Origin of the sequence: Streptomyces atratus, from assembly GCF_014648655.1 — a bacterium.
GTDB classification, from domain to species: domain Bacteria; phylum Actinomycetota; class Actinomycetes; order Streptomycetales; family Streptomycetaceae; genus Streptomyces; species Streptomyces atratus.
This window is the reverse complement of the sequence record NZ_BMRN01000006.1, coordinates 161,308-188,281: the sequence shown is the minus strand read 5'-3', so window position 1 is coordinate 188,281 and position 26,974 is coordinate 161,308. Positions and strand designations below refer to the sequence as shown.

Below are 26,974 nucleotides of genomic sequence, written 5' to 3'. Positions count from 1 at the left end.
TTGACCGGGTGAGGCGGGGCATCGGACTCCGTCCGCATCGCTGGATACGCGAAGGGTCAAGAGCGTGATCAACGAAGTCGCTCTGGTGGAATCACAGGCGCTGCGTCAGAGCTTCACCGAGCGGACGGAGGCACTCGACCGAGTCAAGACGCTGTCCTTGCTGCCGGACGGCATGCACGTGACCACCGCCATGGTCGCCGCCTACTTCGAGGTGGCGGAAACCGTCATCAACAACCTCCTCAGCCGTCATCGAGAAGAGCTCGAATCGAATGGCCTCAGGGTGATCCGGGGCGCTGAGCTGCAGAAATTTAAGGAACTCACCCTGAGTTCCTATCCGGAGAGTTATCCACAGCCCCGTTCGAGCATGGCCGTCTGGCCGCAGCGGACCGTCCTCAACGTCGCCATGCTGCTCCGAGACAGCGAGATCGCGCGCCGTGTCCGTACATATCTGCTCGACGTCGAACACACCTCCCGGGTGCATCCGGTGATCACGGATACCCCTCGGCGTGACAGCGACGTCGAATCCCTCGACGCCCACATCACGCGACTCAGCGAGAAGAGCTTCACCCGCCTCCTCGGCGCCACCGTCGTCCCTATACTCAACGCCCTCATCGAGACCTCCGGCGAGCAGCAGCGAGAACTCATCAGCCTCCGCGAGAACGTCCAGCAGATCGAGCGGAGGCTCGTCCGCCACGACATCCAGCTGCGCCGCCTTCAGCGCGCGCAGGAACAGCGCCCCCTCACCGGGGTCATGGCCTCCATCGACGCCATGAACTGGCGGGAGTTCGAGCAGCACATCGCAGGGCTGCTGCGCCGGGACGGCTGCATCGACGTCGAGATCCACGGTGGTAGCGGCGACCGCGGGGCCGACGTCACTGCGTACACCGCCAACGGGCGGCGGGTGGTCGTCCAGTGCAAGAACTTCGCCCCGTACCGCTCGGTGTGGAGCGGCGAGATGCAGAAGTTCGTCGGCACAAAGACGCTGCACCGGGCGGACGTTGCCGTGTACGTGGCGACCTGTCCGTTCTCCCGCGAGTCGCTCGATATCGCGATGCAGGTCGGCGTCACCGCCGTTCACCGCGGCCTGCTGGAGGCCTGGAGCGCAGGCGCGAAGCTGCAGGTACTCAAGTAAGCAAGTAGACCAGGACGGCAGAAGGCCCGAAGTCGCAAAGAATGGTTGCGACTTCGGGCCCGGCTCAGCGTACCGGTGACCGCAGCTCCGCCGGCTTCGTACGGTCCTTGTCCACCTTCTCCGTACGCACCAGCTCGCCCCACACGATGTAGCGGTACTTCGACGTGTAGACGGGCGTGCAGGTCGTCAACGTGATGTAGCGTCCGGGCTTCTTCGCTCCCGATCCCTTCGGCACCGCCTGCAGCACATCGACGTTGTACTTCGACGTCTCGGGAAGCTCCTTGAAGACCTTGTAGACGTACCAGGTGTCCTTGGTCTCGAAGACGACCGCGTCACCCTTCTTCACCTTGTCGATGTTGTGGAACTTGGCACCGTGCCCGTCGCGGTGTGCCGCCAGGGTGAAGTTGCCCTTCTTGTCCCAGGGGAGAGCAGACTTCACCGGGTCCGTGTAGTAGCCCGCGATGCCGTCGTTGAGGTTCTCGGTGTCGGTGCCTTTCTTGACCAGCACCTCGCCGTTCTTCATCGACGGGACGTGCAGGAAGCCGATGCCGTCCTTGGTGTCCAGCGCGCCCGGTCCGCCCGCCCAGCGGTCGCGGACGGTGTGGCCCTGTTTGGTGGCCTCGCGATCGGCGAGCACATTTGTCCACCAGAGGGAGTAGACGACGAAGAGCCCCAGCACCAGGCCTGCGGTGATCAGCAGTTCGCCGAAAACACTGACCGCGGTCGCGACGGGATGGCGGCCGCTGCGCCGCGGCGGAGCCGCGGACTCACCGGTTCGCTCTTCGTGCTCGGTCCTCGCTGTCACCGCACCCGTCCCTGTCGTGATGATGTCTCAGCCGACGAGCGCGTCGGGTTTCCCTTTGCTGCGCGGTCGTTCGTCGACCATCTTGCCCCAGACGATCAAACGGTACGTACTCGTGAATTCCGGCGTACAGGTCGTCAGAGTGATGTACCGGCCCGGCCCGGTGAACCCCGAACCGGGCGGCACCGGGCCGATCACCGAGACATTGGACGGCGATGTCTGCGGAAGGGTCTTCGTCGCCTCGTATGTGTAGTACGCATCCTGCGTCTCGACCACGATCAGGTCACCGGGGCGCAGCCGGTTGATGTAGCGGAACGGTTCGCCGTGCGTGTTGCGGTGGCCCGCCAGCGCGAAGTTGCCCTTCTTGGCCGACGGCATCGCGGTGCGGAGCGCGCCCTCGTCGTAGTGGCCGACCATGCCCCGGTCGAGGACCTTCTCCTTGCTGATGCCCTCGGCGATCGGAGCGACGACATCCAGTTTGGGGATGTGGATGATGGCGAATCCCTGCCCCGCTTCGAACACACCGGGATTGCGGTCGCCCTTCGCCCAGTCGTCCTGGATCTTGTGCGTCTCCTTGCCGGCGTACTGGTTGGCACGCACATTCGTCCACCACAGCTGGTACGTGACGAACAGCAGCATCAGCACGCCGAGGGTGATGAACAGCTCCCCGACGACCCGGCTGGCGACAACGGCCGGGCTGTCCTTGGCCGCACGCGCCGCACGCCGTGCCTCGACGCGTGACATCGGCTTCGCGGCCGGCGTCGTTGTCTCCGGCTGCGGTTCGGTACGTCGGCGGCCGCGCCCCTTGGCAGCGCGCCGACGCTCGGCGCGGCCTCCGGTACGTGGTTCCGGATCGGCCGTCTCGGGCCCCGTGCCCGGTTCCGCGAAGCTCTCCGCATCGCTTGCCGACCCCAGTTCCGGCTCCGGCCCGGAATTCGGCTGCCGGGTCGTCATCGCCCGGTCGACCAGACGCCGGGTGTCCGCCGTCCGCAGACCGACCGTCTCGTCGTCGAGCGGGAAGGGACGGGCGACGGGTTGCTCCCGGTGCGTCGGCGCGGGCGTCGGCGCGGGCGTCTGCTGCCCGTACCAGTCCCGTTCGAACCCCTCGGGGTCGTACCACTCCCGCGGAGTCTCCTCGGGCTTCTGCGCCCCTTGTGGCGGCTGTGCCTGCATCTGCGGCGGCTGGTCCGGCGCCCGGTGCAGCCCCCGCCCCGGCTTCTGCTCCTGCCGCGCCCCCGGCTCCTCGGACGGGACGTTGTCCGCCCGGAACCACGGCGAGGCATGCTGCCCCGGCAGCGGATCGTTCAGCGGATCCGCCAGCTGGTCGACCGCCGCCTCGAACGCGCCTTCGGCCTCGTACGCTTCTGGCTCGTACGGGCCGTCCTGTCCGGCGTCGTGTTCGGGGCGGAGTGCGGTCACGCGACGGCCTTGCCCACCACCGGCGCTAGCCCCGCCGACCTCGCGACAGCTCCTGTGTCACCGCACTGTGCCAGCCAGTTGGCCAGCATCAGATGGCCGTGCTCGGTCAGCACCGACTCCGGGTGGAACTGCACGCCTTCCACCGCCAGTTCGCGGTGGCGCAGCCCCATGATGATGCCGTCGGCGGTGCGCGCGGTCACCTCCAGCTCCGGCGGAACCGTGTCGGGTTCGGCGGCGAGCGAGTGGTAGCGGGTCGCGGTGAAGGGGGACGGCAGACCGGTGAAGACCCCGGTGCCCTCATGGGTCACCAGCGAGGTCTTGCCGTGCAGCAGCTCCGGGGCCCGGTCCACCACACCGCCGTACGCCACCGCCATCGACTGCATCCCGAGGCAGACCCCGAAGACCGGAACACCCGTGGCCGCGCAGTGGCGCACCATCTCGACGCAGACACCTGCCTGCTCCGGGGTGCCGGGGCCGGGCGACAGCAGCACGCCGTCGAAGCCGTCCTGGGCGTGTGCCGTGGTCACCTCGTCGTTGCGCAGCACTTCGCACTCGGCGCCGAGCTGGTAGAGGTACTGGACGAGGTTGAAGACAAAGCTGTCGTAGTTGTCCACGACAAGGATGCGGGCACTCACTGGCCGGCCCCCGATCCGGTCGAGCCGTCGACCGTCACGTCACCGAACGGAAGCAGCGGCTCCGCCCACGGGAAGACGTACTGGAAAAGCGCGTAGACGACAGCCAGCGCCAGCACGAGCGAGATGAGCGCACGCACCCATGCGTTGCCCGGCAGATGCCGCCAGATCCAGCCGTACATGCTGTCCCCTCCATTCGGTACGGGACCAGACTAAAGGGCCGGGGCAGGAGCGTGGGTCAGCTGTGAAAAGCCGCCGGCTTGCCGTCGGTCACAGGCTGGGTCGCATCGAGGTGCGCCCAGGCGATCAGCCGGTGACTGCTGCCCCATTCGGGATCGCAGGTGGTCAGCGTCAGATAACGGCCCGGCCCGTCGAAGCCGGACTTGCGGGGGACGGGGTCGATGACCCCGATGTCGCTCGGTACCGTCCGGTAGGGCTTCTTGTCGATGCGGTACGTGAACCACGTCGCTCCGTCCGTCAGCACCAACGCGTCTCCCGGGCGCAGCTTCGGGAAGTCCTTGAACGGGTCCCCGTATGTGCGACGGTGCCCGGCCACCGCGAAATTACCCCTCGCGCCGAGGCGGGCGGTCCCGGCGTAGTGGCCGAGCCCCTTCTGTAAGGTCCTGACCTCGGTGTTCTCCAGGACAGGCCACTCCCAGCCCTTCCCGAAGCGGGGTATGTACAGCATCGCGAACGGCTTGCCGTCCCGGTACGCCTCGGGGGCGGGGGGCGCAGCCGTCGGGGATGTGTGCGGCACGGGTGCGGACACCGTTCCCTGCGCCCACCGGTCGCGCAGGGTGTCGATCTGTCCCTCGGTCGCGTCGGCGGCCTTCACTCCGGTCCAGAACAGCACGTACACCACAAAGAGCACGATCAGGGCGCCGACGGTGATGCAGAGTTCGCTGAACATCCTCACGATCAGTCGCACCGACACCTCGTCGGCCTCCCCACAGCTGCTCGCTACTTCACCGGCTGCGCATAGTGGAGATCCACTGTGCCCGAGTAGCCGGGAAGAGTCACCGCCTTGTGCTCGTCGACTTTCCAGCCGAGTCCGTACGCCTTCACATACAGCAGGTAGTTGCTGATTGCCGGGGAGTTGTCGAGAGCCTGCTTGAGCTCGGCCGGGTCACCGACTGCGGTGATCTTGTACGGCGGGGAGTAGACCCGGCCCTGGAGGATCAGGGTGTTGCCGACGCAGCGCACGGCGCTGGTGGAGATCAGCCGCTGGTCCATGACCTGGATGCCCTGTGCGCCGCCCTGCCAGAGGGCGTTGACGACCGCCTGCAGGTCCTGCTGGTGAATGACCAGGTCATTGGGTTGCGGGTCGGGGTAGCCGGGGTTGGCGGTGGCGTTGGGCGGGGCGTCGTCGAGCGTGACAGCCACGGACCGGCCGGTGAGCTTTGTGGTGCCCGCGGCCCGCTCCAGCTCCTTGAGCCGGGCGTCCTCCGCCTTGGTGCTGCCGTCATCGCGCCGGACGAGGGTGTCGATGTCCTCGCGCACGGATGCGTTGGTCTCGTCCAGCTGGGCGTTCTTGCCGCTGCGCTGCTGGATGAGGTCGGAGAGCTTCAGCAGCGAGGAGTCGGTGCGGATATTGGTGCCCTTGGCCGTGTTGGCGCTGGTGACGAAGATCAGTCCGGCGAGGGCGAAGACTGCAGCGGTGAGCACCCTGACCGGGTGCCGGAGGGTGCGCCGGACCGGTCCTTGGGGGGAGTCGGCAGAATTGCTCAACGTACCCTTATCTCCTTCGGAGCCGCGGAAGCACTACGCTAACGGACGCCTGGGGGAGACAGCATTCCCCCTCGCGCCCTGCCCGGCGCCAGCCACAGTTCCCTGCGCGGTCACGCAGCGCATCGACAGGAGAGTTCCTCGTGCCGAAGTCACGTATCCGCAAGAAGGCCGACTTCACGCCCCCTCCGGCGAAGCAGGCAACCAACATAAAGCTGACCAGCCGGAGCTGGGTGGCGCCGGTGATGCTGGCGCTCTTCCTGATCGGTCTGGCCTGGATCGTCGTTTTCTATGTGACCGACGGCGATCTGCCGATCCAGTCGCTGGGGAACTGGAACATCGTCGTCGGCTTCGGCTTCATCGCCGGCGGCTTCGGTGTCTCCACGCAGTGGAAGTAGCGCCGCAGGGCATGTGACCCCACAGCAGGGCACGGCCCTGCAACCCTTGCCCCGAGTTACCCACAGCGTTATCCACAGGCGGGGGAAAAGGTCAGACGATCTGTGGATAACTCACTGGCTGTTGACGCCGATGTGACTGCAGCCTCCCCCATCGGGGGATGGCACGCCCCTTGTCCCTGCTGGAAAAACCCAGCTCAGCGACAAGGGGCACAGTTGTTCCCACAGAATGCACAAGATCCGGCACGCGCTGTGGACAACTGACCGGGGAAACGCCCGGGGAATGCCAGACAACGGCGTCCGCTCAGGTCAGCGCGGCTGTTCTGGCGACGACGATGGCGACCACAGCCACCAGGACCAGGGCGCAGGTGCCGTACTGCACCAGCGCGCGCCGCTCGCGCGGTGCGTGCACCATGCCGATCGCGATCAGCGTGCCCGCGATCAGACCGCCGACATGTGCCTGCCAGGCGATTCCGCCCCAGGGGTTGAAGGTGATGACCAGGTTCACCGCGAGAAGCACGAAGACCGGGCGCATGTCGTAGTTCAGGCGGCGCATGAGCACGGCGGTGGCGCCCAGCAGGCCGAAGATGGCGCCGGAGGCGCCGAGCGAGGGCTGATTAGGTGCGGCGAGCCAGTAGGTGAGAGCACCGCCCGCCAGGCCGGAGAGCAGATAGAGCGCGAGATAGCGGGCGCGGCCGAGCGCCGCCTCCAAGGGGCCGCCGAGCCACCACAGTCCCAGCATGTTGAACGCGATGTGCCACACCTCCTGGTGCAGGAACATCGACGTCACCAGCCGGTACCACTGGCCCTCCGCAACACCCTCCGGCGGGCCGCCGTAGTAGAGGGGGGCCCGGCCGAAGAGCGTCAGGTCCTGGAGCAGCGACCCCTTCACGTGCACCACGATGAACACGGCGACATTGAGAGCGAGCAGGATCTTGGTGATGAGCCGGGGGTCGGCCGTGATGGGGGCACCGACGACCGTGCGCGGCCGGGCGGCGCCCGGGCCGTGTCCCGTACCGGCTCCCTGGCGGGCGCAGTCCGGGCACTGGAAGCCGACCGAGGCGTTGACCATGCACTCGGGGCAGATCGGGCGGTCGCAGCGGGTGCAGCGGATGTGCGTCCCACGACCGGGGTGGCGGTAGCAGCTGTGCGAGCCGTCCGTGGCGGCGGACCGGTCCTGGTCCCCCGGCGGCTGCTGGTCCATCGGTCCCATCGCTTCCCGGTCCCCTCGGTGCTCGTCGTGGCGGCAGCACGCACAACGCAGCCCTGCTCGTCCGTTATGTAACAAGTACGGACGAGCAGGGCGGTTGGTTCCCGAAAAGAGAATCAGAGCGTGATCATCCGATGACCACTGGTGATCATCGGTTCTCGATGACGACCGACTCGATCACGACGTCCTGCAGCGGACGGTCGGTGCGGGAGTTGGTCTTGGTGGCCGCGATGGCGTCCACGACCTTCTGGCTGGCGGGGTCGACGACCTCGCCGAAGATGGTGTGCTTGCCGGTCAGCCAGGCTGTCGGCGAGACGGTCACGAAGAACTGCGAGCCGTTGGTGCCCGGGCCGGCGTTGGCCATGGCCAGCAGGTACGGCTTGTTGAAGCTGAGGTCGGGGTGGAACTCGTCACCGAACTCATACCCCGGGCCACCGGTGCCGTTGCCCAGCGGGTCACCGCCCTGGATCATGAAGCCGCTGATGACGCGGTGGAAGACGGTGCCGTCGTACAGCCTGTCCGTGGACTTCTTGCCGGTCTCGGGATGCGTCCACTCACGCTCACCCTTGGCGAGCTCGACGAAGTTCTTGACCGTCTTGGGCGCGTGGTTCGGCAGAAGCCGGATCTCGATGTCGCCCTGATTGGTCTTCAAGGTGGCGTAAAGCTGCTCAGCCACGATCTGCCTTCCGTAAGTCTTCAGTGACGTTCACCGATCCTCGCACGGACCGTCCGCTCCGGCGCCCGGCCGCCACCACCGACGCACTTCGCTCACCTTCTTGCCCGATTCCGCGCCCCGTGCGTCGAGGCCGTTCTCGCCCCGCTCGCCTGCGGCTTCCCCGAAACCCTCACGTGCCGCTCCCCGCAGGAACAAATGCGGCCAAGTGCGTGACGAACCGGCGCGGGCTGAACCGAACCGTGGCATTGTCATCGGAAAGCTCCCCTTGCACCGCATTGCCCGAAGGCGACACCGATGACCTGAATAACCCGGATGCCTGCCCCACATGCCATACAGGCCTCCAGCAGGCATGATCTCGAAATGGGTGGAAAGGCGGAGTATCTACCCGCCACCAAGGAGGAGGATCCCGTGACCCGCATCGACAGCGTGCGCGCCGCAACCGACTCGGCGAAGGACAGCGTGCAGCACGCCGCGGAAGTGGTGGCGCCCTACGCCGACACGGCCAAGGACCAGGCCGCACATCTTGCGTACGAGGCCCGCACGCGGCTCGCACCGAAGGTGTCGAAGGCAGCCCAGCAGGCCCGCGTCCAATACGACGCGCATCTCGCTCCACGTATCGAACTGGCCCGTGCTCACGTACCCCCCAAGGTCGACGAGGCCGCCCAGCGCGCCGCGCACCGCACCCGCCGGGCCGCCCGTACCGCCGCGGACTACACCGTGCCGCGCGTCGGGCACGCCATGGCCGTCGCCCAGCCCATGGCCGAGGAGGCCTCGGCCCGCAGCGCCGCCGCGCTGGCCGCGCTGCGCAGTCAGGTGACCGCGAAGGAGATCAAGCAACTGGCCAGGAAACACGAGCGGCGGGCGAAGGCCGGGCGGCTGCTCAAGGGGTTCGTCGTGGTCGGCATCGGGGCGGGCGCTGCCTACGCCGCCTGGAGGTGGTGGGACAAGCAGGCCAACCCGGACTGGCTGGTCGAACCGCCCGCTCCCACGGAGGTCTCCGACCGCGCGCCCCTGTCCTCGGTCGACGGCAGTGGTCCGAGCTCGCTCGGCCCGGAGGTCCAGGCCGACACGGAAACCAAGGGCACGGACGGCCCGGAAGGTGTGGACGGCACCGATCTCGACGACCGCCGCTGAACAGCCCCTGCACGAGGAACGGGCGCCGGAAGACCTGAGGTCTTCCGGCGCCCGTTCCGTCACCTGTGGAGCCTAGGAGATTCGAACTCCTGACATCTGCCTTGCAAAGGCAGCGCTCTACCAACTGAGCTAAGGCCCCGAAAAACGGACAGTACCGGACGCTTCTGCGTCTCGGCGACCGCCGCAGACCAGAGTACCGGGTACCCCCCGGAATCTTGCAAAAAGATGGGGACTCCCGGTCGGCGACCACTCTCCGTAAGATGCTCGACGAGGTTCGCAGCAGCGAAGCCGCAGCGAAGGGGAGACGCCATGGATGCAGCTCAGCAAGAGGCAACAGCAAGAGCCAGGGAGCTTCAGCGCAGCTGGTACGGAGAACCTCTCGGGGCGCTCTTCCGCCGGCTGATCGATGATCTCGGCCTGAACCAGGCCCGGCTCGCCGCGGTCCTCGGGCTGTCCGCCCCCATGCTTTCCCAGCTGATGAGCGGTCAGCGGGCGAAGATCGGCAACCCCGCGGTCGTCCAGCGTGTCCAGGCGCTCCAGGAGCTGGCCGGCCAGGTCGCCGACGGCAGCGTCAGCGCGGGAGAGGCCACCGACCGCATGGAAGAGATCAAGAAGTCCCAGGGCGGCTCCGTCCTCACCGGCACCAGCCAGACCTCCAACACCGGCGGCGCTCCGACCGTCCGGCGCGTGGTGCGTGAGATCCAGTCGCTGCTGCGGTCGGTCGCGGCCGCCGGTGACATCATCGATGCCGCCGACTCCCTCGCCCCGACCCACCCGGAACTGGCAGAGTTCCTCAAGGTGTACGGCGCAGGGCGCACCGCGGACGCGGTGGCGCACTACGAGGGACACCAGAGCTAGGGCCTGTCCTTTCATGCCCTGGTGCACTACCCCGAGAGCCGGGCACGAGCCGAAACAGGAACTGGGAGCGGGCGCAGCGCAATGGGTGAGGTCTTCGCCGGTCGGTACGAACTGATCGATCCGATCGGACGTGGTGGGGTCGGCGCCGTCTGGCGCGCCTGGGACCACCGGCGCCGCCGTTATGTGGCGGCCAAGGTCCTCCAGCAGAGCGACGCACACACGCTGCTGCGCTTCGTCCGCGAGCAGGCGCTGCGGATCGAGCATCCGCATGTGCTCGCCCCGGCCAGCTGGGCCGCGGACGACGACAAGGTCCTGTTCACCATGGATCTGGTGAGCGGTGGTTCGCTGGCGCATGTCATCGGCGACTACGGACCGCTGCCTCCTCGTTTCGTCTGCACGCTGCTCGACCAACTGCTGTCCGGACTGTCGACGGTGCATGCGGAGGGCGTCGTGCACCGGGACATCAAACCCGCGAACATCCTGATGGAGGCCACCGGCACCGGACGGCCGCATCTGCGGCTGTCCGACTTCGGTATCTCCATGCGCAAGGGTGAGCCGCGGCTCACCGAGACCAACTACGTGGTGGGCACGCCCGGTTACTTCGCGCCCGAACAGATGATGGGCGCGGAACCCGATTTCCCCGCGGACCTCTTCGCGGTCGGACTGGTCGCGCTGTATCTGCTCCAGGGGAAGAAGCCGGACGCGCGGGCCCTCGTCGAGCACTTCGCCTCGCACGGCACTCCCAGCGCCCCGGAGGGGATTCCCGAGCCGTTGTGGCAGGTGCTCGCGGGGCTGCTGCAGCCGGATCCCCAGGTCAGGTTCCGTACGGCCACGGGCGCGCGCAAGGCTCTGACGGCCGCGGTCGAGATGTTGCCGGAGCCCGGCGTCGACGACGAGCCGGTGGAGGTCTTCGACCAACTCGGGCCGCTGCCCGCAGGCTTCGGCCCCGCCGGACCGATCGCGGCCCCCCGGACAGCGTCACAGGACGCGCAGCCCGTACAGACGGACCAGTCCGCCCAGCAGCCGTACACCCAGCCGCCGGTCCCGATGTCAGAAACGGGCAGCTTCCACCTCCCACCGCCGCCGCGGCAGCCCACACCGCTGCCCCATCCGGCGCAGCCGGCCGCGCCCCCCACACCCGTCCCGGCGCACGCGGCTTCCCCCTTCCCCGCGCCGGATCCTTCGCAGGCCCCCACGGCCGCGGTGCAGCACGAAGCGGCTCTCACCCGTGCGTACACCGCCGGTCAGCCGCAGGTTCCCGCTCCCGGATCAGGGGTTTCCCCGCACCTCTCAGCCGCTGTTCCCGCGCACGCACCGCGGACGCGTCCGGGGCCGCCTCCGAAGGTGGCGGTCCCGGTCCTGCTGGTGGCGCTGATCTGTTTCGCCGTGGGCATCTGGGCGCTGACCCAGAGCTGAGCACGGCCGGGCCGGAGCCCCTGCCGTACGCGGCAACGGCTCCGGCCCCCGGCTACCAGGCCTGCGGCGGCCCTCCGTGCGGCGATTGCCGGCCCCCGGCCGGGCCTCCCGCAATCGGACTGTTCGAACCGATCGGTGCCGCCTGGGCGGCGGCCGCACGGCGCCGTGCCAGCAGCGTCCACACACCCAGCCCGAGCACCAGTACCGCACCCACGCCGATCCCGGCCACGCCGACCATCCTCATGGTGTCGCTCTCGGCCGCCTCGGGACCGCTCTGGCCGCTCCTCGCCATGTCCTTGTCTTTCTCCGTGACGGAGAAGATCCCGGCATCCCCCGTGTACGGCGACTTCCTCGCCGTCCCCTCGACCTTGATCCTGAGGGTCAGCGGAATCGCCTTGTCGCCGTACGACTTCGCGACCTTCGGGCTGAGGGACACCGACAGGTAGTACCAGCCGGCGAACCGCATGGCGCTGTCGCTGCTGGTGGAGTCGTAGCGGTTCTCGTATGCCACCGGAGGCAGCGGATCCATCGACACGGACGCGGGCTTGCCGGAGTACGACAGCGGCGACGCGTCGTCGACATGGCCGTGCGCCGGGTTGTCCAGGGACATCGCGAGCGCGCTGCCGATGTATTCGTCCGAGGCGTTGTTGTTGCTCAGGTCGGCGGTGGCGAAGATCTGCTGGTCCCAGTCCACCGGCACCCGGTAGAAGCGGGTCTGCCCGGGTGCGATGCTGTCGTGCCACTCGCCGGTTTCCAGGCTGGTCGCGTCGGAGTAGCTGGTGCCGCCCGACCGCTTCTGCGGGGCTGCGGTGGGCGGCGCGGGCGACGCCGACGGCCAGCTCTCCGGCGCCTGGGTCGGCATCGAACCGCCCGCTTCCAGCTGCGGCTCCGACTCGTACCGCAGTTCCAGGTCCCACTCATCGGATGCCGAGGTGGCCTTGCTCTCCCGCTCGATCAGGACGTTGTACGTTCCGGCTTTCTGACAGGTGCTGCTGTCCTTCTGCGTGATCCGGTAGGCGTACGCCGCGATCGGACGCGGAAATTCCGCCGACTCGAACCGTGCGTCCTGCGAACTGCACTGCATGTCGGCGTTGTCCCTGATGCTGACCGTGATGCCGTCCCCGTAGGCGACCTGGCCGCCCCCCTTGGGCACGGCCACCGCCGAGACGTACGCGTTCGTCTTGTCGTCGAGGTCCAGACGGTAGTAGAGCTTCTCGCCGCGCTTGATCGAGCTCTTGTAGACCGATCCGGGCGTGAGCGCCGACGCCTCGGTGCTGACCTCCGCACCGCTGACGTTCTTCGCCCTGGGATCGAAGGTGTACGCAGCACTCTCCCCGTCCGCGTACGCCTGCCCCGGCAGCGCCGCCGCCACGCACATCGCCGCGACCATGGCCAGCGCCACCCGGCCCCTGTTGCGCTGCCTCATCACGCGCTTCCCCTCGTCGTCTGTGTGGCCCGTCTGCGACGCCCGCGTACGGACACGAGCCCCGCGATCACCACCACGGCGCCCGCACCGGCAGCGGCCGCAATGCCGGTCCATCCTGCCCCGCCCGTACCACCGCTGTCTTCGGCACCGCTCGAATTGCCGTTCTTGTCCGCCTTCTTGGCTACGACAGGAGCATGGTGCTCGGGGCCGGCCAGCTCGTCGCCGAGCACCGACACCCGCAGCACCACACCGATCTGCGGGGTCTCCGCGATATCGGCGGACCTCGCCCCCAGCGTCACCGAGATGTAGAAGTCACCCCCGGCGCGTACGGGCTGGACGTCGGAGCGGTACTCGTAGCGGTTGGTCCAGGCGACCGGCACCCCGCCCATCCTGATCGCCGACGGACGACCGTTGTACATGGCCGTCGAGGTGAACTCGCCACCTCCGGTGAGCGGGAAACGAGCGGGGGTGAACAGCTGGGTCGCCCCGTACGAGTACGTGGAGGTCCCGCGCTCCACCGTGGGCTCGTTCGCGAACTCCACGTCGTAGCGCACCTGCTGGCCCCAGCCGGCCGGGACCTTGTACCAGAGGGTCTGCGACGGAAGGATCCGGTCGCGCCACACGCCCCCGCCGAGCTCCTTGGCGTCGTTGAAGCCGGTACCGCCCCGCACGTCGCGGGGGTCGCCGGTGGGCAGCACGGCGTCCTTGCCGCCCTTGCCGTACCCCGGCTGCGACTGGGCGGGCGTGATGCCCTTCCCCAGCACCGCCTCCACCCCGTAAAGGAGCTCGAGCGGCCAACGTGCGGCGTCGGAGCCCTTCTTGCTCTCCCGCTCCACCACCAGCCAGTACCGGCCCGCCCGGTCGCAGGCGTGGTTGCCCTCCTCTGCTGGGATACGGGCGACCGCCGAGGTCAGCGGGGTCGCGCCCTCCTTCTGGTAGAAGTGCGCGGTGTCCGTCACGCAGGAACTTCCGGTGCCGTACACGATGCCGGTGCGCAGTGCGTCGAAGGTGTCGACGGCCGCCCCGGGCTGCGGCACCGCCGTCGCCGAGAAGTCCACCGTCGAAACGGCATCCAGGCCGACGGCGTAGTACCGCTTCTCACCGGGTCCGATGGTGTCCAGATACTGCCCTGGTACGAGCACGGGTGCCGCCGCACCCGTCGCCGTACCCTCGACCCGCTCGCCCCGGAACCGGTAGCCGTCCGCGGAGAGTTGCGACGCCCGTTGCAGTTGCCGGGCCAGCGCCTCGGCATCCGGTGCGTCGTAGTAGCGGCCGTTGCCGGCCGCCGCGATGCATTCGAGCTGTTCGCGGGCCGCGCCCTTCACCTGGAAGCCGACCGTGTCGATCCGCAGCCCGACCCCCTCCTTGCCGAGCTGCTCGGCGACCTCGCAGGGCTGCGGCGTACCTGCAGTTGTCCTCGCCGTCGGAGATCAGCAGGATCGTGCGCGTACCGATGGCACCGCCCGCGGGCTGCGGAAGGTCCTCGGCGGCCTTCTGCAACGACAGCCCGATGGGAGTGTCACCCTTGGGCTGTACGGCCGCCACAGCCCGCTTCACGGCTTCCCGGTCGAGCCTCTGCACCGGCTGTAAGAGCCTGGTGTCCGTGCAGCCTCGGGGACGGTCCGCGCCGTACACCCGCAGTCCGGTCGGATATCCGTCGGGAAGGCCGCCGACGACGGTGCCGACGGCCGTACGGGCGCTCTCCATCCGGGTACGCCCCGTGCCGTCGTCGTCCCCCATGGATCCGGACGAGTCGAGCACCATGACCAGGCTGCCGCCCGAGCCGGGCAGGGGTGTCTCGGGACCGGCGGGTGCACCGCCCGGTGCCGCCGCAACGGCCGGCATCGCGCCCGCCACCAGGGCGAGCAGCGCCCCGCCGATCCGTGCCCCCGCAGCTGCAGTACGGCGGTGGTCGTACCGTGCCTTCACCTGTGCCCCCTCGACCGAAAAACCCAGCCGTTTTGCTACCGCAACCTATTGATTTGCTTAAGTGAATTCAAGGGCACAGGCGTCACGGTCCCGCAACAGCACGAAGCCCCGGCCGCTCAGCGACCGGGGCCCGCAATCAGGCTGTTCTGTCTCACACACCCGAACCTGCGGGCACGGAGTCAGTCGCCTCCGTCCACAGATCCTGCTCGGCGCGATCCGCCTGGATCTGGCGGTACACGAGGAGCCCGCCGATGGCGGCCAGTGCGACCAGGAGAAGCTTCTTCACCGCGCGACCTCGTCTTTCCTTGACGTAGGGGACTTCTGCCGCCCGACTATACACACCGGCCGATATCGATCGGTGACCTACCTGCGGCCCAACTGGCGTCCAGGGAAAAGCGATCATCCAAGGATCGCTCCGCGGATCGTCCCGGCAGGATGACCCGGCCACGCCGATCGCCCCGCACAAGCCCGTCAAGGCCAGTTGAACCATACGAGTGGTGTTCATCTGAAGATCTGCGGATCGGTGGCGTCGGTCCACGAAATCGCGGGCCACATACACATCATCAGGAAGGTAAGCAAACCGGACCACCCGAAAGCGAGGGGCCATGAGCACCGTCAAGGCCAAGAACATCTGGACCGCCTTCGTCACCGCCTTCTTCGCACTCCTCGCCGCACTGGGGCTCATGAGCACCCCGGCGGCGGCCACGGAGTCGAGCACCCTGGAGCCGATCAGCACGAACCAGGAGCACGCGGGTGCGACCGCGGCAACCGCGACCACACCGTCGGTGCGATGGACCCTTCCGCGTGACAGGGCGCTGCCACCCACGATGAAGCAGCGCATCCGCGCCGAGGCACACGGCTCCTCACCCGCCACCCGGCATCTGTCCGCAGACACGACGGACGCCATGGAGACCAGGAACACCGCCCGCGCCGCCCACGGAGCCCCCGCGGGGGACGCATCCCTCCTCCCACCGTGAGAGCCGCGCAACCGACACACAGAGCCCCTGGTCCGGTTCACGCCGGACGGGGGCTTCTTCATGTGCTCAGTTCCTGCGCTGCCCCTGTCAGCGCAGGAACACGGCACACCTCCGTGCCGCACCGGGCCCCGGAAAGATCTCCCTGTGCGCGCCCAGGCCCGGGGCCCGGGGCCCGGGAGGGAACGCCGGACGCCGCAAGACCTGGAGCGAAGGATCACGGGAGTGGGCCGGAGCCAGGAACCGGGCAAGGATCTGGCCTTCTCCCCCGAGAGAGGCTGCCCGATCGATCCTGTCGGCTTCTCCCGCAGTTTCAACGCCCTGGTGAAGCGGTACGGAGTGCGCCGGATCACGGTACGGCTCGCTCGGCACACCTGCGGCACCCTGCCGGCCTTCCTGAAGGTGCACCCCAAGCTCGCCCAGGCGATCCTGCGGCAGAGCCGGATCAGCATGACCATGCACGTCTACCCCCATGTGGTGGGCGACGAAGAGCGGGAGGCCGTGACGATGCTCGCCGAACTCCTGGAAGATCCGCTGATATCAGCCGCCGATCACAAGCGCCCACCCGTGATCGGCGAGAGGGTTAGGGGTTCCGATGAGCGAAGGCCCAAGTGAACCACGCCACGCCGATCACGCAGATCACGAACCCCGCGAGAAGGATCCAACCCACAAAGGCCCGGTCCGGCTTCCCGCGTTCGAAGGGATCTTCGTCATCGCTGCTGTCGGACCACCCGTGATCAGTCATGGCACCCCCGCTGTGACCCTGAAGACGTGCGCCTCGGCACAACGGCCGGAGCCAGTGCACTCGAGGTTGCTGAAAGATCTACTCATCGGCTGATGTCGGCCGGAGATGTCAAAGACCCCCAACCATGATCGGTTGGGGGTCTTTGAGCTGGTGGGGCTAACAGGATTTGAACCTGTGGCCTCATCCTTATCAGGGATGCGCTCTAACCAACTGAGCTATAGCCCCGCCGCGCTGTGCGCTGACTTCTGAAGATTAGCGCACGTCGGGGCCAGTCCCAAAATCGATAACGCGGCGCCCTACTCGTCCTCGGCCAGCGTGAGCTCGATACCGCCCACGAAGCCCGCCGACAAGTTGTAGATGAAGGAGCCCAGCGTCGCCAGGGCGGTCGCCAGAACCACATCGATCACAGCGATGACCGAGGTGAAGATGAGGACCCGCGGCAGCGACAGGAACGACTGAAGATCGAAGCCGTTGTTCTCGTTCGAGCCGGTGGCCTCGCTGATCGTGCCGCCCACGGTGGAGAAGACGCCCATCGCGTCCATGACCATCCACAGCACCGCGGCCGCCACCACCGTGCAGATACCGAGCGCGATGGAGAGCAGGAAGCTGACCTTCATCACCGACCACGGGTCGGCCTTGGCCACCCGCAGGCGCGCCTTGCGGGTACGCGGAGTGGTCCGCGCCCCTGTCCGCGGCCGCCGGGCCGCCTGCGCGGCAGCCACACCCTGCGCACCGCCCTGTGTCCCGCCCGCGGGCGAAGGGTACGCCTGCGGCGGGTGATACGGCCCGCTCGCCTGCCCCGGTGCGGGCTCGCGCTCACCGGGCAACGGCCCGGTCGCGTAGCCCTCGTACTGGGGCTTAGGCCCCCGAGTGTCCGTCACAGTGCCCCCTTGGGAGTCCGTGGCAGGGCCACGGGCACCGTTCGCTCCAGCTCCGGAAGCGGCCGAACCGGCGCCCGTGGCTCCACTCACGCTTTACTCCTCGTGCTCCCCGGCCGAAGGCGACGTGCCTTCGACATTGCCCTCGACTGTGCTCTCGGCAGCCTCTGCCGTCGCGGCCTCGGCGTCCTCGGACCCCTCGACCTCTTCGGCCTCGCGGCCGGCTTCGGCGTTACGAGCGATGCCGACGACGGCATCGCGCTTGCCCAGATTGATCAGTTGGACGCCCATGGTGTCACGGCCCGTCTCCCTGACTTCATTGACTCGCGTACGAATCACACCACCGCCGAGCGTGATGGCGAGGATCTCATCCGTCTCCTCGACCACCAGCGCACCGACCAGCGAGCCCCTGTCCTCCACGATCTTGGCAGCCTTGATGCCCAGGCCACCACGACCCTGAACGCGGTACTCGTCGACGGGAGTCCGCTTCGCGTACCCACCATCGGTGGCAGTGAACACGAACGTACCCGGCCGGACAACATTCATCGAGAGCAGTTCGTCGCCTTCGCGGAAACTCATGCCCTTGACGCCCGAAGTGGCACGGCCCATCGGGCGCAGCGCATCGTCCGTCGCGGTGAACCTGATCGACTGGGCCTTCTTGCTGATGAGCAGCAGATCGTCCTCGGCCGACACCAGCTCCGCACCGATCAGCTCGTCGGCAGTGCCTTCGGCGCCATCCGCCGTCTCCCGGAGGTTGATGGCGATGACACCGCCGGAACGCGGCGAGTCATAGTCCTTCAGCGCGGTCTTCTTCACGAGACCGCCCTTCGTGGCCAGGATCAGATAGGGCGCGGCCTCGTAGTCACGGATCGCCAGGATCTGGGCGATCTGCTCGTCCGGCTGGAAAGCCAGCAGGTTGGCGACATGCTGACCACGGGCATCACGGCCGGCGTCGGGAAGCTCGTACGCCTTCGCCCGGTACACCCGGCCCTTGTTCGTGAAGAACAGCAGCCAGTGGTGCGTCGTCGACACGAAGAAGTGGTCGACGATGTCGTCTTCCTTCAGCTTCGTACCACGCACGCCCTTGCCGCCGCGCTTCTGCGAGCGGTAGTCGTCCGTCTTCGTACGCTTCACATAGCCGCCGCGCGAGATCGTGACGACGATGTCCTCCTCGGCGATCAGGTCCTCGATGGACATGTCGCCGTCGAAGGGCACCAGCTTGGAACGCCGGTCGTCGCCGAACTTCTCGACGATCGCCGCCAGCTCCTCACTGACGATCTGACGCTGCCGCTCCGTCGACACCAGGATCGCGTTGTACTCGTTGATCTTCGCCTGGAGCTCGTCGTGCTCGGCCGTGATCTTCTGGTGCTCCAGCGCGGCCAGCCGGCGCAGCTGCATCTCCAGGATCGCGTTCGCCTGGATCTCGTCGATCTCCAGCAGGCCCATCAGGCCCTCGCGGGCCACCTCGACCGTCTGGCTGCGCCGGATGAGGGCGATGACCTCGTCGATCGCGTCCAGCGCCTTGAGCAGACCACGCAGAATGTGCGCCCGCTCCTCCGCCTTGCGCAGACGGAACTTCGTACGCCGGACAATGACCTCGATCTGGTGCGTCACCCAGTGGCGGATGAACGCGTCGATCGACAGGGTGCGCGGCACACCGTCGACCAGCGCCAGCATGTTGGCGCCGAAGTTGGTCTGCAGATCGGTGTGCTTGTACAGGTTGTTCAGAACGACCTTGGCGACCGCGTCCCGCTTCAGCACGACGACCAGACGCTGCCCCGTACGCGACGAGGTCTCGTCACGGACGTCCGCGATCCCACCGACCTTGCCGTCCTTCACCAGGTCGGCGATCTTCTGCGCCAGGTTGTCGGGGTTGGTCTGGTACGGAAGCTCCGTGACGACCAGGCACTGCCGGTTCTGGATCTCCTCGACCGCGACGACCGCACGCATCGTGATCGAACCACGGCCGGTGCGGTACGCCTCCTCGATGCCCTTGCGGCCCACGACGAGCGCACCCGTCGGGAAGTCCGGGCCCTTGATCCGTTCGATCAGCGCCTCCAGGAGCTCCTCCTGCGAGGCCTCCGGGTGCTCCAGGTACCACTGCGCACCCTCCGCGACCTCACGCAGGTTGTGCGGCGGGATGTTGGTCGCCATACCGACCGCGATGCCCGCGGAGCCGTTGACCAGCAGATTCGGGAAGCGCGCCGGCAGAACCGTCGGCTCCTGGTTGCGGCCGTCGTAGTTGTCCTGGAAGTCGACGGTCTCCTCGTCGATGTCCCGGACCATCTCCATGGACAGCGGCATCATCTTGCACTCGGTGTACCGCATCGCGGCGGCCGGGTCGTTGCCCGGAGAACCGAAGTTGCCGTTGGAGTCCACCAGCGGCATGCGCATCGACCACGGCTGTGCCAGTCGCACCAGTGCGTCGTAGATCGACGAGTCACCGTGCGGGTGGTACGTACCCATGACGTCACCGACGACACGGGCACACTTGTAGAAGCCCTTCTCGGGCCGGTAACCGCCGTCGTACATCGCGTAGAGCACCCGGCGGTGGACGGGCTTGAGACCGTCCCGTACGTCAGGCAGCGCACGCGAGACGATCACGGACATCGCGTAGTCGAGGTAGGAGCGCTGCATCTCCGTCTCGAGCCCCACGGGCTCGACACGCATGCCCACGCCGGCGGCGGCGGGCTCCTCTTCAGGTGTCACAGGGGTGTTCTCGTCGGCCATTGCTGGTCAAAGTCCTTTCGAGCGGCGGCTTGCTGGTACGGCCGACTCAGATGTCGAGGAAGCGGACGTCCTTGGCGTTGCGCTGGATGAACGAGCGCCGCGCCTCGACGTCCTCGCCCATCAGTACCGAGAAGAGGTCGTCGGCCTGCGCCGCGTCGTCCAGCGTGACCTGGCCGAGGACCCGGTGGTCGACGTCCATCGTGGTGACGCGCAGCTCCTCGGCGTTCATCTCGCCGAGACCCTTGAAGCGCTGGATCGAGTCTTCCTTGATCCGCTTGCCGTTCTGCTTGCCCAGCTCGACCAGGGCGTCGCGCTCCCGGTCCGAGTACGCGTACTCGAAGTCGTCCCGGCCCCACTTGATCTTGTAGAGCGGCGGGCGGGAGAGGTACACGTGCCCGGCCTCGACCAGCGGACGCATGAAGCGGAAGAGGAACGTCAGCAGCAGGGTATTGATGTGCTGACCGTCGACATCTGCGTCCGCCATCAAGATGATCTTGTGATAGCGGAGCTTCTCGATGTCGAAGTCCTCGTGGACCCCGGTACCGAAGGCCGAAATCAGCGCCTGGACCTCGGTGTTCTGCAGGATCTTGTCGACCCGGGCCTTCTCGACGTTCAGGATCTTGCCGCGGATCGGCAGGATCGCCTGGTACATCGGGTTACGGCCGGACTTCGCCGAACCACCGGCGGAGTCACCCTCGACGATGAAGATCTCGCACTTCGTCGGGTCGTTGGACTGGCAGTCGCTCAGCTTGCCCGGCAGCGAGGCGCTCTCCAGAAGCCCCTTACGACGGGTCAGATCACGCGCCTTGCGGGCCGCGACACGGGCCGTGGCCGCCGCGATGCCCTTGCGGATGATGTCGGCCGCCTCGTTCGGATTGCGGTCGAACCAGTCCGTGAGGTGCTCGTGGACCACCTTCTGGACGAAGGTCTTCGCCTCCGTGTTGCCCAGCTTGGTCTTCGTCTGACCCTCGAACTGCGGCTCACCCAGCTTCACCGAGATGATCGCCGTCAGGCCCTCACGGATGTCGTCACCGGTGAGGTTGTCGTCCTTCTCGCGCAGCAGCTTCTTGTCCCGCGCGTACTTGTTGACCAACGTCGTCAGAGCCGCACGGAAACCCTCCTCGTGCGTACCGCCCTCGTGTGTGTGGATCGTATTGGCGAAGGAGTACACACCCTCGCTGTACTGCGTGTTCCACTGCATCGCGATCTCGGCCGAGAGGAGACGCTCCTTGTCCTCGGCCTCGATGTCGATCACCGACTGGTGGATGACATCGCCCTTGCGGGAGTTGAGGTACTTCACGAAGTCGACGATGCCGCCCTCGTAGTGGTACGTGACCGTACGGGCCTGCTCCTCCTCGGCGACCTCGGCCACCTCGGCGACATCCGCACCCGCCGTCGCCTTCGCCGACTCACGCTCGTCGGTGAGGTTGATCGTCAGACCCTTGTTGAGGAACGCCATCTCCTGGAAGCGGCGTGCCAGGGTCTCGAAGGAGTACTCGGTGGTCTCGAAGATGTCCCCGTCGGCCCAGAAGGTGACCGACGTCCCCGACTCCTCGGTGGCCTCGTTACGGGCCAGCGGAGCGGTGGGCACACCGAGCTTGTAGTCCTGGGTCCAGCGGAAACCGTCCCGCTTGACCTCGACGGAGACGCGCGACGACAGCGCGTTCACCACGGAGACACCGACACCGTGCAGACCGCCGGAGACGGCATAACCGCCACCTCCGAACTTACCGCCGGCGTGCAGCACGGTCAGCACGACCTCGACCGCCGGCTTCTTCTCCGACGGCACGATGTCGACCGGGATGCCACGGCCGTTGTCGATCACACGGACCCCGCCGTCGGCGAGGATCGTGACGTCGATCGTGTCCGCGTGCCCGGCCAGAGCTTCGTCGACCGAGTTGTCGACCACTTCCTGCACCAGGTGATGCAGGCCACGCTCACCGGTCGAGCCGATGTACATGCCAGGTCGCTTGCGGACCGCGTCCAGGCCCTCGAGGACGGTGATCGCACTCGCGTCGTACAAGGATGCGACATCGCCCGGGGCAGTTGCCCCGCCGCTCTCACCGGGTGTGGACGGAATGTTCTCGTTGGGGTTGCCGGAATCGGCCACGAAGCGCCCTTTCTGGCACAGCACAGGCCGTTCTCCGGACAGTCGGGAGCGGCTGCGTCGTTCGGCTTGTAATCGACGACTCCCGCGAAGATGCGGGATTCTCCACCAGTCTACCGGTAGCACCGACATGAATGGGGGTTTGCCGGTACCTGAGTACGCATGTGCCGCCCTGAATGAGCGCCTGACGACTCCCCATATTCAGGACGGCCCCCCAAGAGGCTCACGCGGGCCTTGAGCGCTTCGGCCTGTCAACCTCTCACTACCGTGAGGGACGCCCCACTCCCACCGCATGGTTTAAACCACCGCACACCGGAACCACACGGACGCGACGGACAGCACCGCCGAGAAGACAGCACAAGGCCATGACTCGAATCGGAACAGCGCCCCAAAGGGCTCAGAAACAAAGAAAAGCGCAGCTCAGAGGCCTCATCCGTACGTATCGCCAGGACCGGTGCTCCCCGGCGCCCGCAGTGGACCGAACCTGCGCTGCGGACCCCCCGGCCCCAACACCTTGATCAGCCTCACCGTGCCATGCCCCAGATCCGCATTCAGCCGGGCCACCAGCTGAGGCGCCAGCAACCGCAGCTGCGTCGCCCACGCCGTCGAATCGCACTGCACCGTCAGCACCCGCTCGTCCGGATCCTCGTCGTACCGCAGCGGCGCGCAGTGATTGGCCAGATCCTCACCGACGATCTGCGGCCAGCGCCCCATCACCCCACCCACCGCCGCAGGCGTCTCCCAGCCACGCTCGGTGATCAGACGATTGATCGCAGCACCCAACGGCAACGGGTCACGCCCATCCGCGCGCGCCCCCGAACGCAGCCCACCACCCCGCCTGGCCTGCTTCTTCTGCTGCGCCGCAGCACCACGCGCCCGCGCCTGCTCCTTCGCCGCACGCAACGCCACCCGCGCCAGATCGACACCCGACGGCTCCGGCTGCTTCCCTTCCACCGGCCGCTCCTGCGACTGCTCCCCAGAAGCCCCGGACACCTCGCCACGGACGCTCACAGCCGCTCCACCTCACCCGCGGACACCGCATACCGCGTCCCCGCCAGCACACCCGGAACGTCATCGTCCACCGCAGCCGTCACCAGCACCTGCTCGCCCGGAGCCACCAGCTCCGCCAACCGCTCACGACGACGCGCATCCAGCTCGGCAAAGACATCGTCCAGCACCAGCACCGGCTCATTGCCCTCGCCGCGCAGCAGATCGTACGAAGCCAGCCGCAGCGCCAACGCATACGACCAGGACTCACCGTGGCTCGCGTACCCCTTGGCCGGCATCCCCCGCAACCCCAGCAACAGATCATCACGGTGCGGACCGACCAACGTCACACCCCGCTCGATCTCCTGTTTGCGCACATCCACCAGGCCCGCGATCAGCAGCTCGTACAGCTCCTCACGCGTACGCACCGAATCCACACCCGCACCGACCGAACTGCGGTACTCCAACACCACAGGACCACCACCCGGCGCCACATCCCCATACGCCTTGTCGGCCAGTGGCTGCAACGCAGCGATCAGATCCAGCCGCTGCGCCAGCAGCTCCGCACCCACCCGGCCCAGATGCTGGTCCCACACATCGAGCGTGGACAGATCCATCGACCGGCCACCGTGCCTGCGCGCCATCGCCGCCGACTTCAGCAAGGTGTTGCGCTGCTTCAGCACCCGCTCGTAGTCCGAACGCACCCCCGCCATCCGCGGCGAACGCGCCGTGATCAGCTCGTCGAGAAAGCGCCGACGTTCCCCGGGGTCCCCCTTGACCAGTGCCAGATCCTCCGGTGCGAACAGCACCGTACGTACGATCCCCAGCACGTCACGCGGCCTGACCTGCGACGATCTATTGATCCGGGCCCGATTGGCCTTGCCCGGATTGAGCTCCAGCTCGACCAGCTGCGAGCGCTCGCCCTGCGTCACGGCAGCCCGGATGACAGCCCGGTCCGCGCCCATCCGCACCAGCGGTGCATCGGAGGAGACCCGATGGCTGCCGAGCGTCGCAAGGTAGCCGACGGCCTCCACCAGATTGGTCTTGCCCTGGCCGTTGGCCCCCACGAAAGCGGTGACGCCCGGATCGAGAGGTACCTCGACCCGGGCGTACGAGCGGAAGTCGGCCAGCGAGAGATGCGTGACATGCATGGGTGTACGCCGACCTTCCCGGCTTCCTGCTCCGTGCTCCGTAGTTACGGGTCGGACACCTCGGCCCGGCCCGCTCCTCGTTGCGGTTACTTCTTGTTCTCGACCGCGTGGCCACCGAACTGGTTGCGCAGCGCGGCGATCATCTTCATCTGCGGGGAGTCGTCCTGACGCGAGGCGAAACGCGCGAAGAGTGACGCCGTGATCGCGGGCAGCGGCACCGCGTTGTCGATCGCCGCCTCCACCGTCCAGCGGCCCTCACCGGAGTCGGCGGCGAAACCACGGAGCTTGTCGAGGTGCTCGTCGTCGTCCAGCGCGTTGACCGCCAGGTCGAGCAGCCAGGAACGGATGACCGTGCCCTCCTGCCAGGAGCGGAAGACCTCGCGCACATCGGTGACGGAGTCGACCTTCTCCAGCAGCTCCCAGCCCTCGGCGTAGGCCTGCATCATGGCGTACTCGATGCCGTTGTGGACCATCTTCGCGAAGTGGCCGGCGCCGACCTTGCCCGCGTGGACGGAACCGAAGTCGCCCTCGGGCTTCAGCGCGTCGAAGACCGGCTGGACCTTCGCCACGTTCTCGGCGTCGCCGCCGTACATCAGCGCGTAGCCGTTCTCCAGGCCCCAGACGCCGCCGGAGACGCCGCAGTCCACGAAGCCGATGCCCTTGATGCCCAGCTCGACCGCGTGCTTCTCGTCGTCCGTCCAGCGGGAGTTTCCGCCGTCCACGACGATGTCACCGGGCGAGAGGAGCCCGGCCAGCTCGTCGATGGTGGCCTGGGTCGGCGCACCGGCCGGCACCATCACCCAGACGACTCGGGGACCCTTCAGCTTGCCCACAAGCTCTTCGAGGCTGTGGACATCGGAGACGTCCGGGTTGCGGTCGTAACCGATGACGGTGTGGCCTGCGCGGCGGATGCGCTCGCGCATGTTGCCGCCCATCTTGCCGAGGCCGACGAGACCGAGCTCCATCAGAGATTCCTTAAGCGTTGTGCCGATTCGTACCCAAGGCCGAGCCTACGCCCGGCAGGGGACAGGCCGACGGGCATGCTCGGCACTGAGCGTGCCCGCCGGGAGCTGCTGTTGCAGGACCGATGGCCGGATCAGCCGGAAAGGCGGACCGGCATGATCAGGTACTTGTATGCGTCATCCGCCTCGGCATCCACGGCCGGACGGCCGCTGAGCAGCGCAGGCTTGGTGGACGTCGTGAACGAGAGCTGGGCCACCGGCGAGTCGATCGCGCTCAGACCGTCCAGCAGGAAGGTCGGGTTGAAGGCGATCGAGATGTCGTCACCCTCCAGCACCGCGTCGACCCGCTCCACAGCCTGTGCATCGTCACTGGAACCCGCTTCCAGGATCAGCACACCCTGCTCGAAACTGAGCCGCACCGGAGTGTTCCGTTCGGCGACGAGAGCCACACGCTTGACGGCCTCGACGAACGGAGCCGTCTCGATGACCGCGACCGAGTTGAACTCGGTGGGGAACAGCGTCCGGTACTTCGGCAGATCGCCTTCGAGCAGTCGCGTGGTCGTACGCCGGCCCGCGCCCTCGAAACCGATCAGGCCCTCACCTGCACCCGAGCCGGACAGCGCCAGAGTCACCGTGTCACCGCTGGTCAGCGCCTTGGCTGTGTCCAGCAGCGTCTTGGCGGGCACCAGGGCGACAGCCGAGGCATCCGGGTTCTCCGGCTTCCAGAGGAACTCGCGGACCGCGAAGCGGTAACGGTCGGTGGAGGCCAGGGTGACGGTCTCGCCCTCGATCTCGATCCGCACACCGGTCAGGACCGGCAGCGTGTCGTCACGGCCCGCGGCGATGGCGACCTGGGCGGCGGCCGAGGCGAAGACCTCACCCGGGACCGTGCCGGTCGCGGTCGGCATCTCCGGCAGCGCCGGGTATTCCTCCACAGGAAGGGTGTGGAGTGTGAATCGCGAGGAGCCGCAGACCACGGTGGCCCGTACACCGTCTGTGGAAATCTCCACCGGGCGGTTGGGAAGGGCGCGGCAGATGTCGGCGAGCAGCCGGCCGGAGACCAGCACCGTGCCGTCCTCCTCGACCTCGGCATCCACCGAGACCCGGGCCGAGACCTCGTAGTCGAAGCTGGAGAAGCTGAGGACGCCGTCCTCAGCCTTCAGCAGAAGGCCCGCAAGAACGGGCGCCGGCGGACGGGCCGGGAGGCTACGGGCCACCCAGGCCACAGCCTCCGCGAGTACATCGCGCTCCACCCGGATCTTCACCGGAACCGCCTCCTGCTGTTGCTCGCTCGCCCTGCTGGCCTTCGTCGTCTGATCGGGTCTCCCGCCGATGACAGCGGGAGGACGCCGGGGACCAGTCTGACGTACGGCACCGACACTCGGTGCTGCTCGGGGTCAAGTCGCGACAAGAGGTTCGGAGAGCTCCGGCGCCGAGTTGTGCACAGGCCCCACTTCGAAGCGGATTCCGGGCTAACTCTAGGTGGCAGTAGTAGTAGGGCCTGTGGAAACCGTGGATAACGTCGTTTCCGCAGGTCAGGCCCAGTTTTTTGTCCACCGCCCCTGTGGGTGGCACCGGTGGACAACCCGGTGATTCTGTGGACACACGAAAGTTCTGCACACCCGATGCACAGGACAGGGGGGGTTCTCCCCAGGGCTGTCCCCAGCTTTACCCATGTTCCCCACA

General features: G+C 67.5%; 24 protein-coding genes, 2 tRNA genes and 1 pseudogene. 7 read left to right on the top strand and 20 right to left on the bottom strand.

Translation table 11 applies throughout. From position 1 onward, the window contains the following. Positions 1-64 precede the first annotated feature (64 nt). A complete protein-coding gene (locus IEZ15_RS12960) occupies positions 65-1,132 on the top strand; it encodes a restriction endonuclease (protein ID WP_189276652.1) in 1,068 nt (355 codons plus the stop codon). Between the two features lie 64 nt (positions 1,133-1,196). Here IEZ15_RS12960 and IEZ15_RS12955 read toward each other — a convergent pair whose 3' ends face one another. From IEZ15_RS12955 to IEZ15_RS12930, 6 genes are read right to left on the bottom strand one after another with little or no spacing between them, the layout of a single operon-like run. Beyond that, the gene (locus IEZ15_RS12955; RefSeq protein ID WP_189276650.1) at positions 1,197-1,937 is read right to left on the bottom strand and encodes a class E sortase; all 741 of its coding nucleotides are present in this window, start codon (positions 1,935-1,937) and stop codon (positions 1,197-1,199) included. Between the two features lie 27 nt (positions 1,938-1,964). After that, positions 1,965-3,353 carry a class E sortase gene (locus tag IEZ15_RS12950; RefSeq protein ID WP_189276648.1) on the bottom strand — a complete coding sequence of 463 codons (1,389 nt, stop codon included), beginning with the start codon at positions 3,351-3,353 and terminating at the stop codon, positions 1,965-1,967. Beyond that, positions 3,350-3,988, bottom strand: a complete 639-nt coding sequence (locus tag IEZ15_RS12945; RefSeq protein ID WP_093895028.1) for an aminodeoxychorismate/anthranilate synthase component II — start codon at positions 3,986-3,988, stop codon at positions 3,350-3,352. Before IEZ15_RS12945 ends, IEZ15_RS12950 begins: the two co-directional genes overlap by 4 nt. After that, positions 3,985-4,167 carry a hypothetical protein gene (locus IEZ15_RS12940; RefSeq protein WP_093895029.1) on the bottom strand — a complete coding sequence of 61 codons (183 nt, stop codon included), beginning with the start codon at positions 4,165-4,167 and terminating at the stop codon, positions 3,985-3,987. Before IEZ15_RS12940 ends, IEZ15_RS12945 begins: the two co-directional genes overlap by 4 nt. 56 nt (positions 4,168-4,223) lie before the next feature. After that, on the bottom strand, positions 4,224-4,919 hold the full coding sequence (locus IEZ15_RS12935) for a class E sortase (RefSeq protein ID WP_189276646.1): 696 nt from the start codon (positions 4,917-4,919) through the stop codon (positions 4,224-4,226). Between the two features lie 26 nt (positions 4,920-4,945). Beyond that, positions 4,946-5,713, bottom strand: coding sequence for a DUF881 domain-containing protein (locus IEZ15_RS12930; RefSeq protein ID WP_189276643.1), 768 nt, complete (start codon positions 5,711-5,713; stop codon positions 4,946-4,948). 140 nt (positions 5,714-5,853) lie between these two features. On the opposite strand from IEZ15_RS12930, the gene crgA reads away from it, so the two are divergent. Next, the gene (crgA, locus tag IEZ15_RS12925; protein WP_114245501.1) at positions 5,854-6,108 is read left to right on the top strand and encodes a cell division protein CrgA; all 255 of its coding nucleotides are present in this window, start codon (positions 5,854-5,856) and stop codon (positions 6,106-6,108) included. Positions 6,109-6,409: 301 nt separating this feature from the next. Here crgA and IEZ15_RS12920 read toward each other — a convergent pair whose 3' ends face one another. After that, a complete protein-coding gene (locus IEZ15_RS12920) occupies positions 6,410-7,309 on the bottom strand; it encodes a rhomboid family intramembrane serine protease (RefSeq protein ID WP_189276910.1) in 900 nt (299 codons plus the stop codon). Positions 7,310-7,463: 154 nt separating this feature from the next. Next, on the bottom strand, positions 7,464-7,991 hold the full coding sequence (locus IEZ15_RS12915; RefSeq protein ID WP_114245503.1) for a peptidylprolyl isomerase: 528 nt from the start codon (positions 7,989-7,991) through the stop codon (positions 7,464-7,466). 408 nt (positions 7,992-8,399) lie between these two features. On the opposite strand from IEZ15_RS12915, the gene IEZ15_RS12910 reads away from it, so the two are divergent. Next, the gene (locus IEZ15_RS12910) at positions 8,400-9,125 is read left to right on the top strand and encodes a DUF5324 family protein (protein WP_189276908.1); all 726 of its coding nucleotides are present in this window, start codon (positions 8,400-8,402) and stop codon (positions 9,123-9,125) included. A 66-nt stretch (positions 9,126-9,191) separates the two neighbouring features. Here IEZ15_RS12910 and IEZ15_RS12905 read toward each other — a convergent pair. After that, positions 9,192-9,264 (bottom strand) — tRNA-Ala (locus IEZ15_RS12905). Positions 9,265-9,434: 170 nt separating this feature from the next. Here IEZ15_RS12905 and IEZ15_RS12900 point away from each other — a divergent pair. Together IEZ15_RS12900 and IEZ15_RS12895 are read left to right on the top strand one after the other, a co-directional pair. Beyond that, on the top strand, positions 9,435-9,983 hold the full coding sequence (locus IEZ15_RS12900) for a helix-turn-helix domain-containing protein (protein ID WP_093895034.1): 549 nt from the start codon (positions 9,435-9,437) through the stop codon (positions 9,981-9,983). A gap of 81 nt (positions 9,984-10,064) precedes the next feature. Further along, complete coding sequence (locus IEZ15_RS12895) at positions 10,065-11,399, top strand: serine/threonine protein kinase (RefSeq protein WP_189276641.1); 1,335 nt, start codon at positions 10,065-10,067, stop codon at positions 11,397-11,399. A 52-nt stretch (positions 11,400-11,451) separates the two neighbouring features. Here the strand turns inward: IEZ15_RS12895 and IEZ15_RS12890 are convergent, their stop codons facing one another. The 3 genes and pseudogenes from IEZ15_RS12890 to IEZ15_RS44615 all read right to left on the bottom strand — a co-directional run bounded on the left by IEZ15_RS12890 (position 11,452) and on the right by IEZ15_RS44615 (position 15,040). Next, positions 11,452-12,825 (bottom strand): hypothetical protein, encoded by a 1,374-nt coding sequence (locus IEZ15_RS12890; protein WP_189276639.1) that lies wholly within the window; start codon positions 12,823-12,825, stop codon positions 11,452-11,454. Further along, positions 12,825-14,670 (bottom strand): annotated as a pseudogene (locus IEZ15_RS12885) (vWA domain-containing protein). The gene IEZ15_RS12890 and the pseudogene IEZ15_RS12885 overlap by 1 nt, the downstream one beginning before the upstream one ends. Positions 14,671-14,905: 235 nt before the next feature. Next, positions 14,906-15,040: a DLW-39 family protein gene (locus IEZ15_RS44615; RefSeq protein ID WP_003958712.1), complete on the bottom strand. Its 135-nt coding sequence runs from the start codon at positions 15,038-15,040 to the stop codon at positions 14,906-14,908. Positions 15,041-15,359: 319 nt separating this feature from the next. Here IEZ15_RS44615 and IEZ15_RS12875 point away from each other — a divergent pair, with 319 nt between their 5' ends. Together IEZ15_RS12875 and IEZ15_RS12870 are read left to right on the top strand one after the other, a co-directional pair. Beyond that, positions 15,360-15,731 (top strand): DUF6344 domain-containing protein, encoded by a 372-nt coding sequence (locus IEZ15_RS12875; RefSeq protein ID WP_189276637.1) that lies wholly within the window; start codon positions 15,360-15,362, stop codon positions 15,729-15,731. A 222-nt stretch (positions 15,732-15,953) separates the two neighbouring features. Next, complete coding sequence (locus IEZ15_RS12870; protein ID WP_229845862.1) at positions 15,954-16,343, top strand: site-specific integrase; 390 nt, start codon at positions 15,954-15,956, stop codon at positions 16,341-16,343. Positions 16,344-16,621: 278 nt separating this feature from the next. Here the strand turns inward: IEZ15_RS12870 and IEZ15_RS12865 are convergent. The 8 genes from IEZ15_RS12865 to dnaN form a co-directional block, all read right to left on the bottom strand. Then, a tRNA-Ile gene (locus IEZ15_RS12865) sits at positions 16,622-16,698 on the bottom strand. 71 nt (positions 16,699-16,769) lie between these two features. Beyond that, a complete protein-coding gene (locus tag IEZ15_RS12860; RefSeq protein ID WP_189276635.1) occupies positions 16,770-17,354 on the bottom strand; it encodes a DUF3566 domain-containing protein in 585 nt (194 codons plus the stop codon). Between the two features lie 93 nt (positions 17,355-17,447). Next, complete coding sequence (gene gyrA, locus IEZ15_RS12855) at positions 17,448-20,081, bottom strand: DNA gyrase subunit A (protein WP_114245509.1); 2,634 nt, start codon at positions 20,079-20,081, stop codon at positions 17,448-17,450. A gap of 46 nt (positions 20,082-20,127) precedes the next feature. Beyond that, entirely contained in the window at positions 20,128-22,215 is a 2,088-nt protein-coding gene (gene gyrB / locus IEZ15_RS12850; protein ID WP_189276633.1) for a DNA topoisomerase (ATP-hydrolyzing) subunit B, read from the bottom strand. A 402-nt stretch (positions 22,216-22,617) separates the two neighbouring features. Continuing rightward, the gene (locus IEZ15_RS12845) at positions 22,618-23,181 is read right to left on the bottom strand and encodes a DciA family protein (protein WP_189276906.1); all 564 of its coding nucleotides are present in this window, start codon (positions 23,179-23,181) and stop codon (positions 22,618-22,620) included. A gap of 14 nt (positions 23,182-23,195) precedes the next feature. Then, positions 23,196-24,326 (bottom strand): DNA replication/repair protein RecF, encoded by a 1,131-nt coding sequence (recF, locus tag IEZ15_RS12840; protein WP_114245511.1) that lies wholly within the window; start codon positions 24,324-24,326, stop codon positions 23,196-23,198. Positions 24,327-24,412: 86 nt separating this feature from the next. After that, positions 24,413-25,291 carry a phosphogluconate dehydrogenase (NAD(+)-dependent, decarboxylating) gene (gene gnd / locus IEZ15_RS12835; protein WP_093895043.1) on the bottom strand — a complete coding sequence of 293 codons (879 nt, stop codon included), beginning with the start codon at positions 25,289-25,291 and terminating at the stop codon, positions 24,413-24,415. 131 nt (positions 25,292-25,422) lie between these two features. Beyond that, complete coding sequence (gene dnaN / locus IEZ15_RS12830) at positions 25,423-26,553, bottom strand: DNA polymerase III subunit beta (RefSeq protein ID WP_093895044.1); 1,131 nt, start codon at positions 26,551-26,553, stop codon at positions 25,423-25,425. Positions 26,554-26,974 lie beyond the last annotated feature (421 nt).

What these genes read in the sequence shown, in the direction of transcription:
- recF (WP_114245511.1), bottom strand. Translation starts at nt 24,326, where the DNA reads ATGCATGTCACGCATCTCTCGCTGGCCGACTTCCGCTCGTACGCCCGG.
- IEZ15_RS12895 (WP_189276641.1), top strand. Translation starts at nt 10,065, where the DNA reads ATGGGTGAGGTCTTCGCCGGTCGGTACGAACTGATCGATCCGATCGGA.
- IEZ15_RS12875 (WP_189276637.1), top strand. Translation starts at nt 15,360, where the DNA reads ATGAGCACCGTCAAGGCCAAGAACATCTGGACCGCCTTCGTCACCGCC.
- IEZ15_RS12890 (WP_189276639.1), bottom strand. Translation starts at nt 12,825, where the DNA reads ATGAGGCAGCGCAACAGGGGCCGGGTGGCGCTGGCCATGGTCGCGGCG.
- IEZ15_RS12900 (WP_093895034.1), top strand. Translation starts at nt 9,435, where the DNA reads ATGGATGCAGCTCAGCAAGAGGCAACAGCAAGAGCCAGGGAGCTTCAG.
- gyrA (WP_114245509.1), bottom strand. Translation starts at nt 20,081, where the DNA reads ATGGCCGACGAGAACACCCCTGTGACACCTGAAGAGGAGCCCGCCGCC.
- gnd (WP_093895043.1), bottom strand. Translation starts at nt 25,291, where the DNA reads ATGGAGCTCGGTCTCGTCGGCCTCGGCAAGATGGGCGGCAACATGCGC.
- IEZ15_RS12920 (WP_189276910.1), bottom strand. Translation starts at nt 7,309, where the DNA reads ATGGACCAGCAGCCGCCGGGGGACCAGGACCGGTCCGCCGCCACGGAC.
- IEZ15_RS12940 (WP_093895029.1), bottom strand. Translation starts at nt 4,167, where the DNA reads ATGTACGGCTGGATCTGGCGGCATCTGCCGGGCAACGCATGGGTGCGT.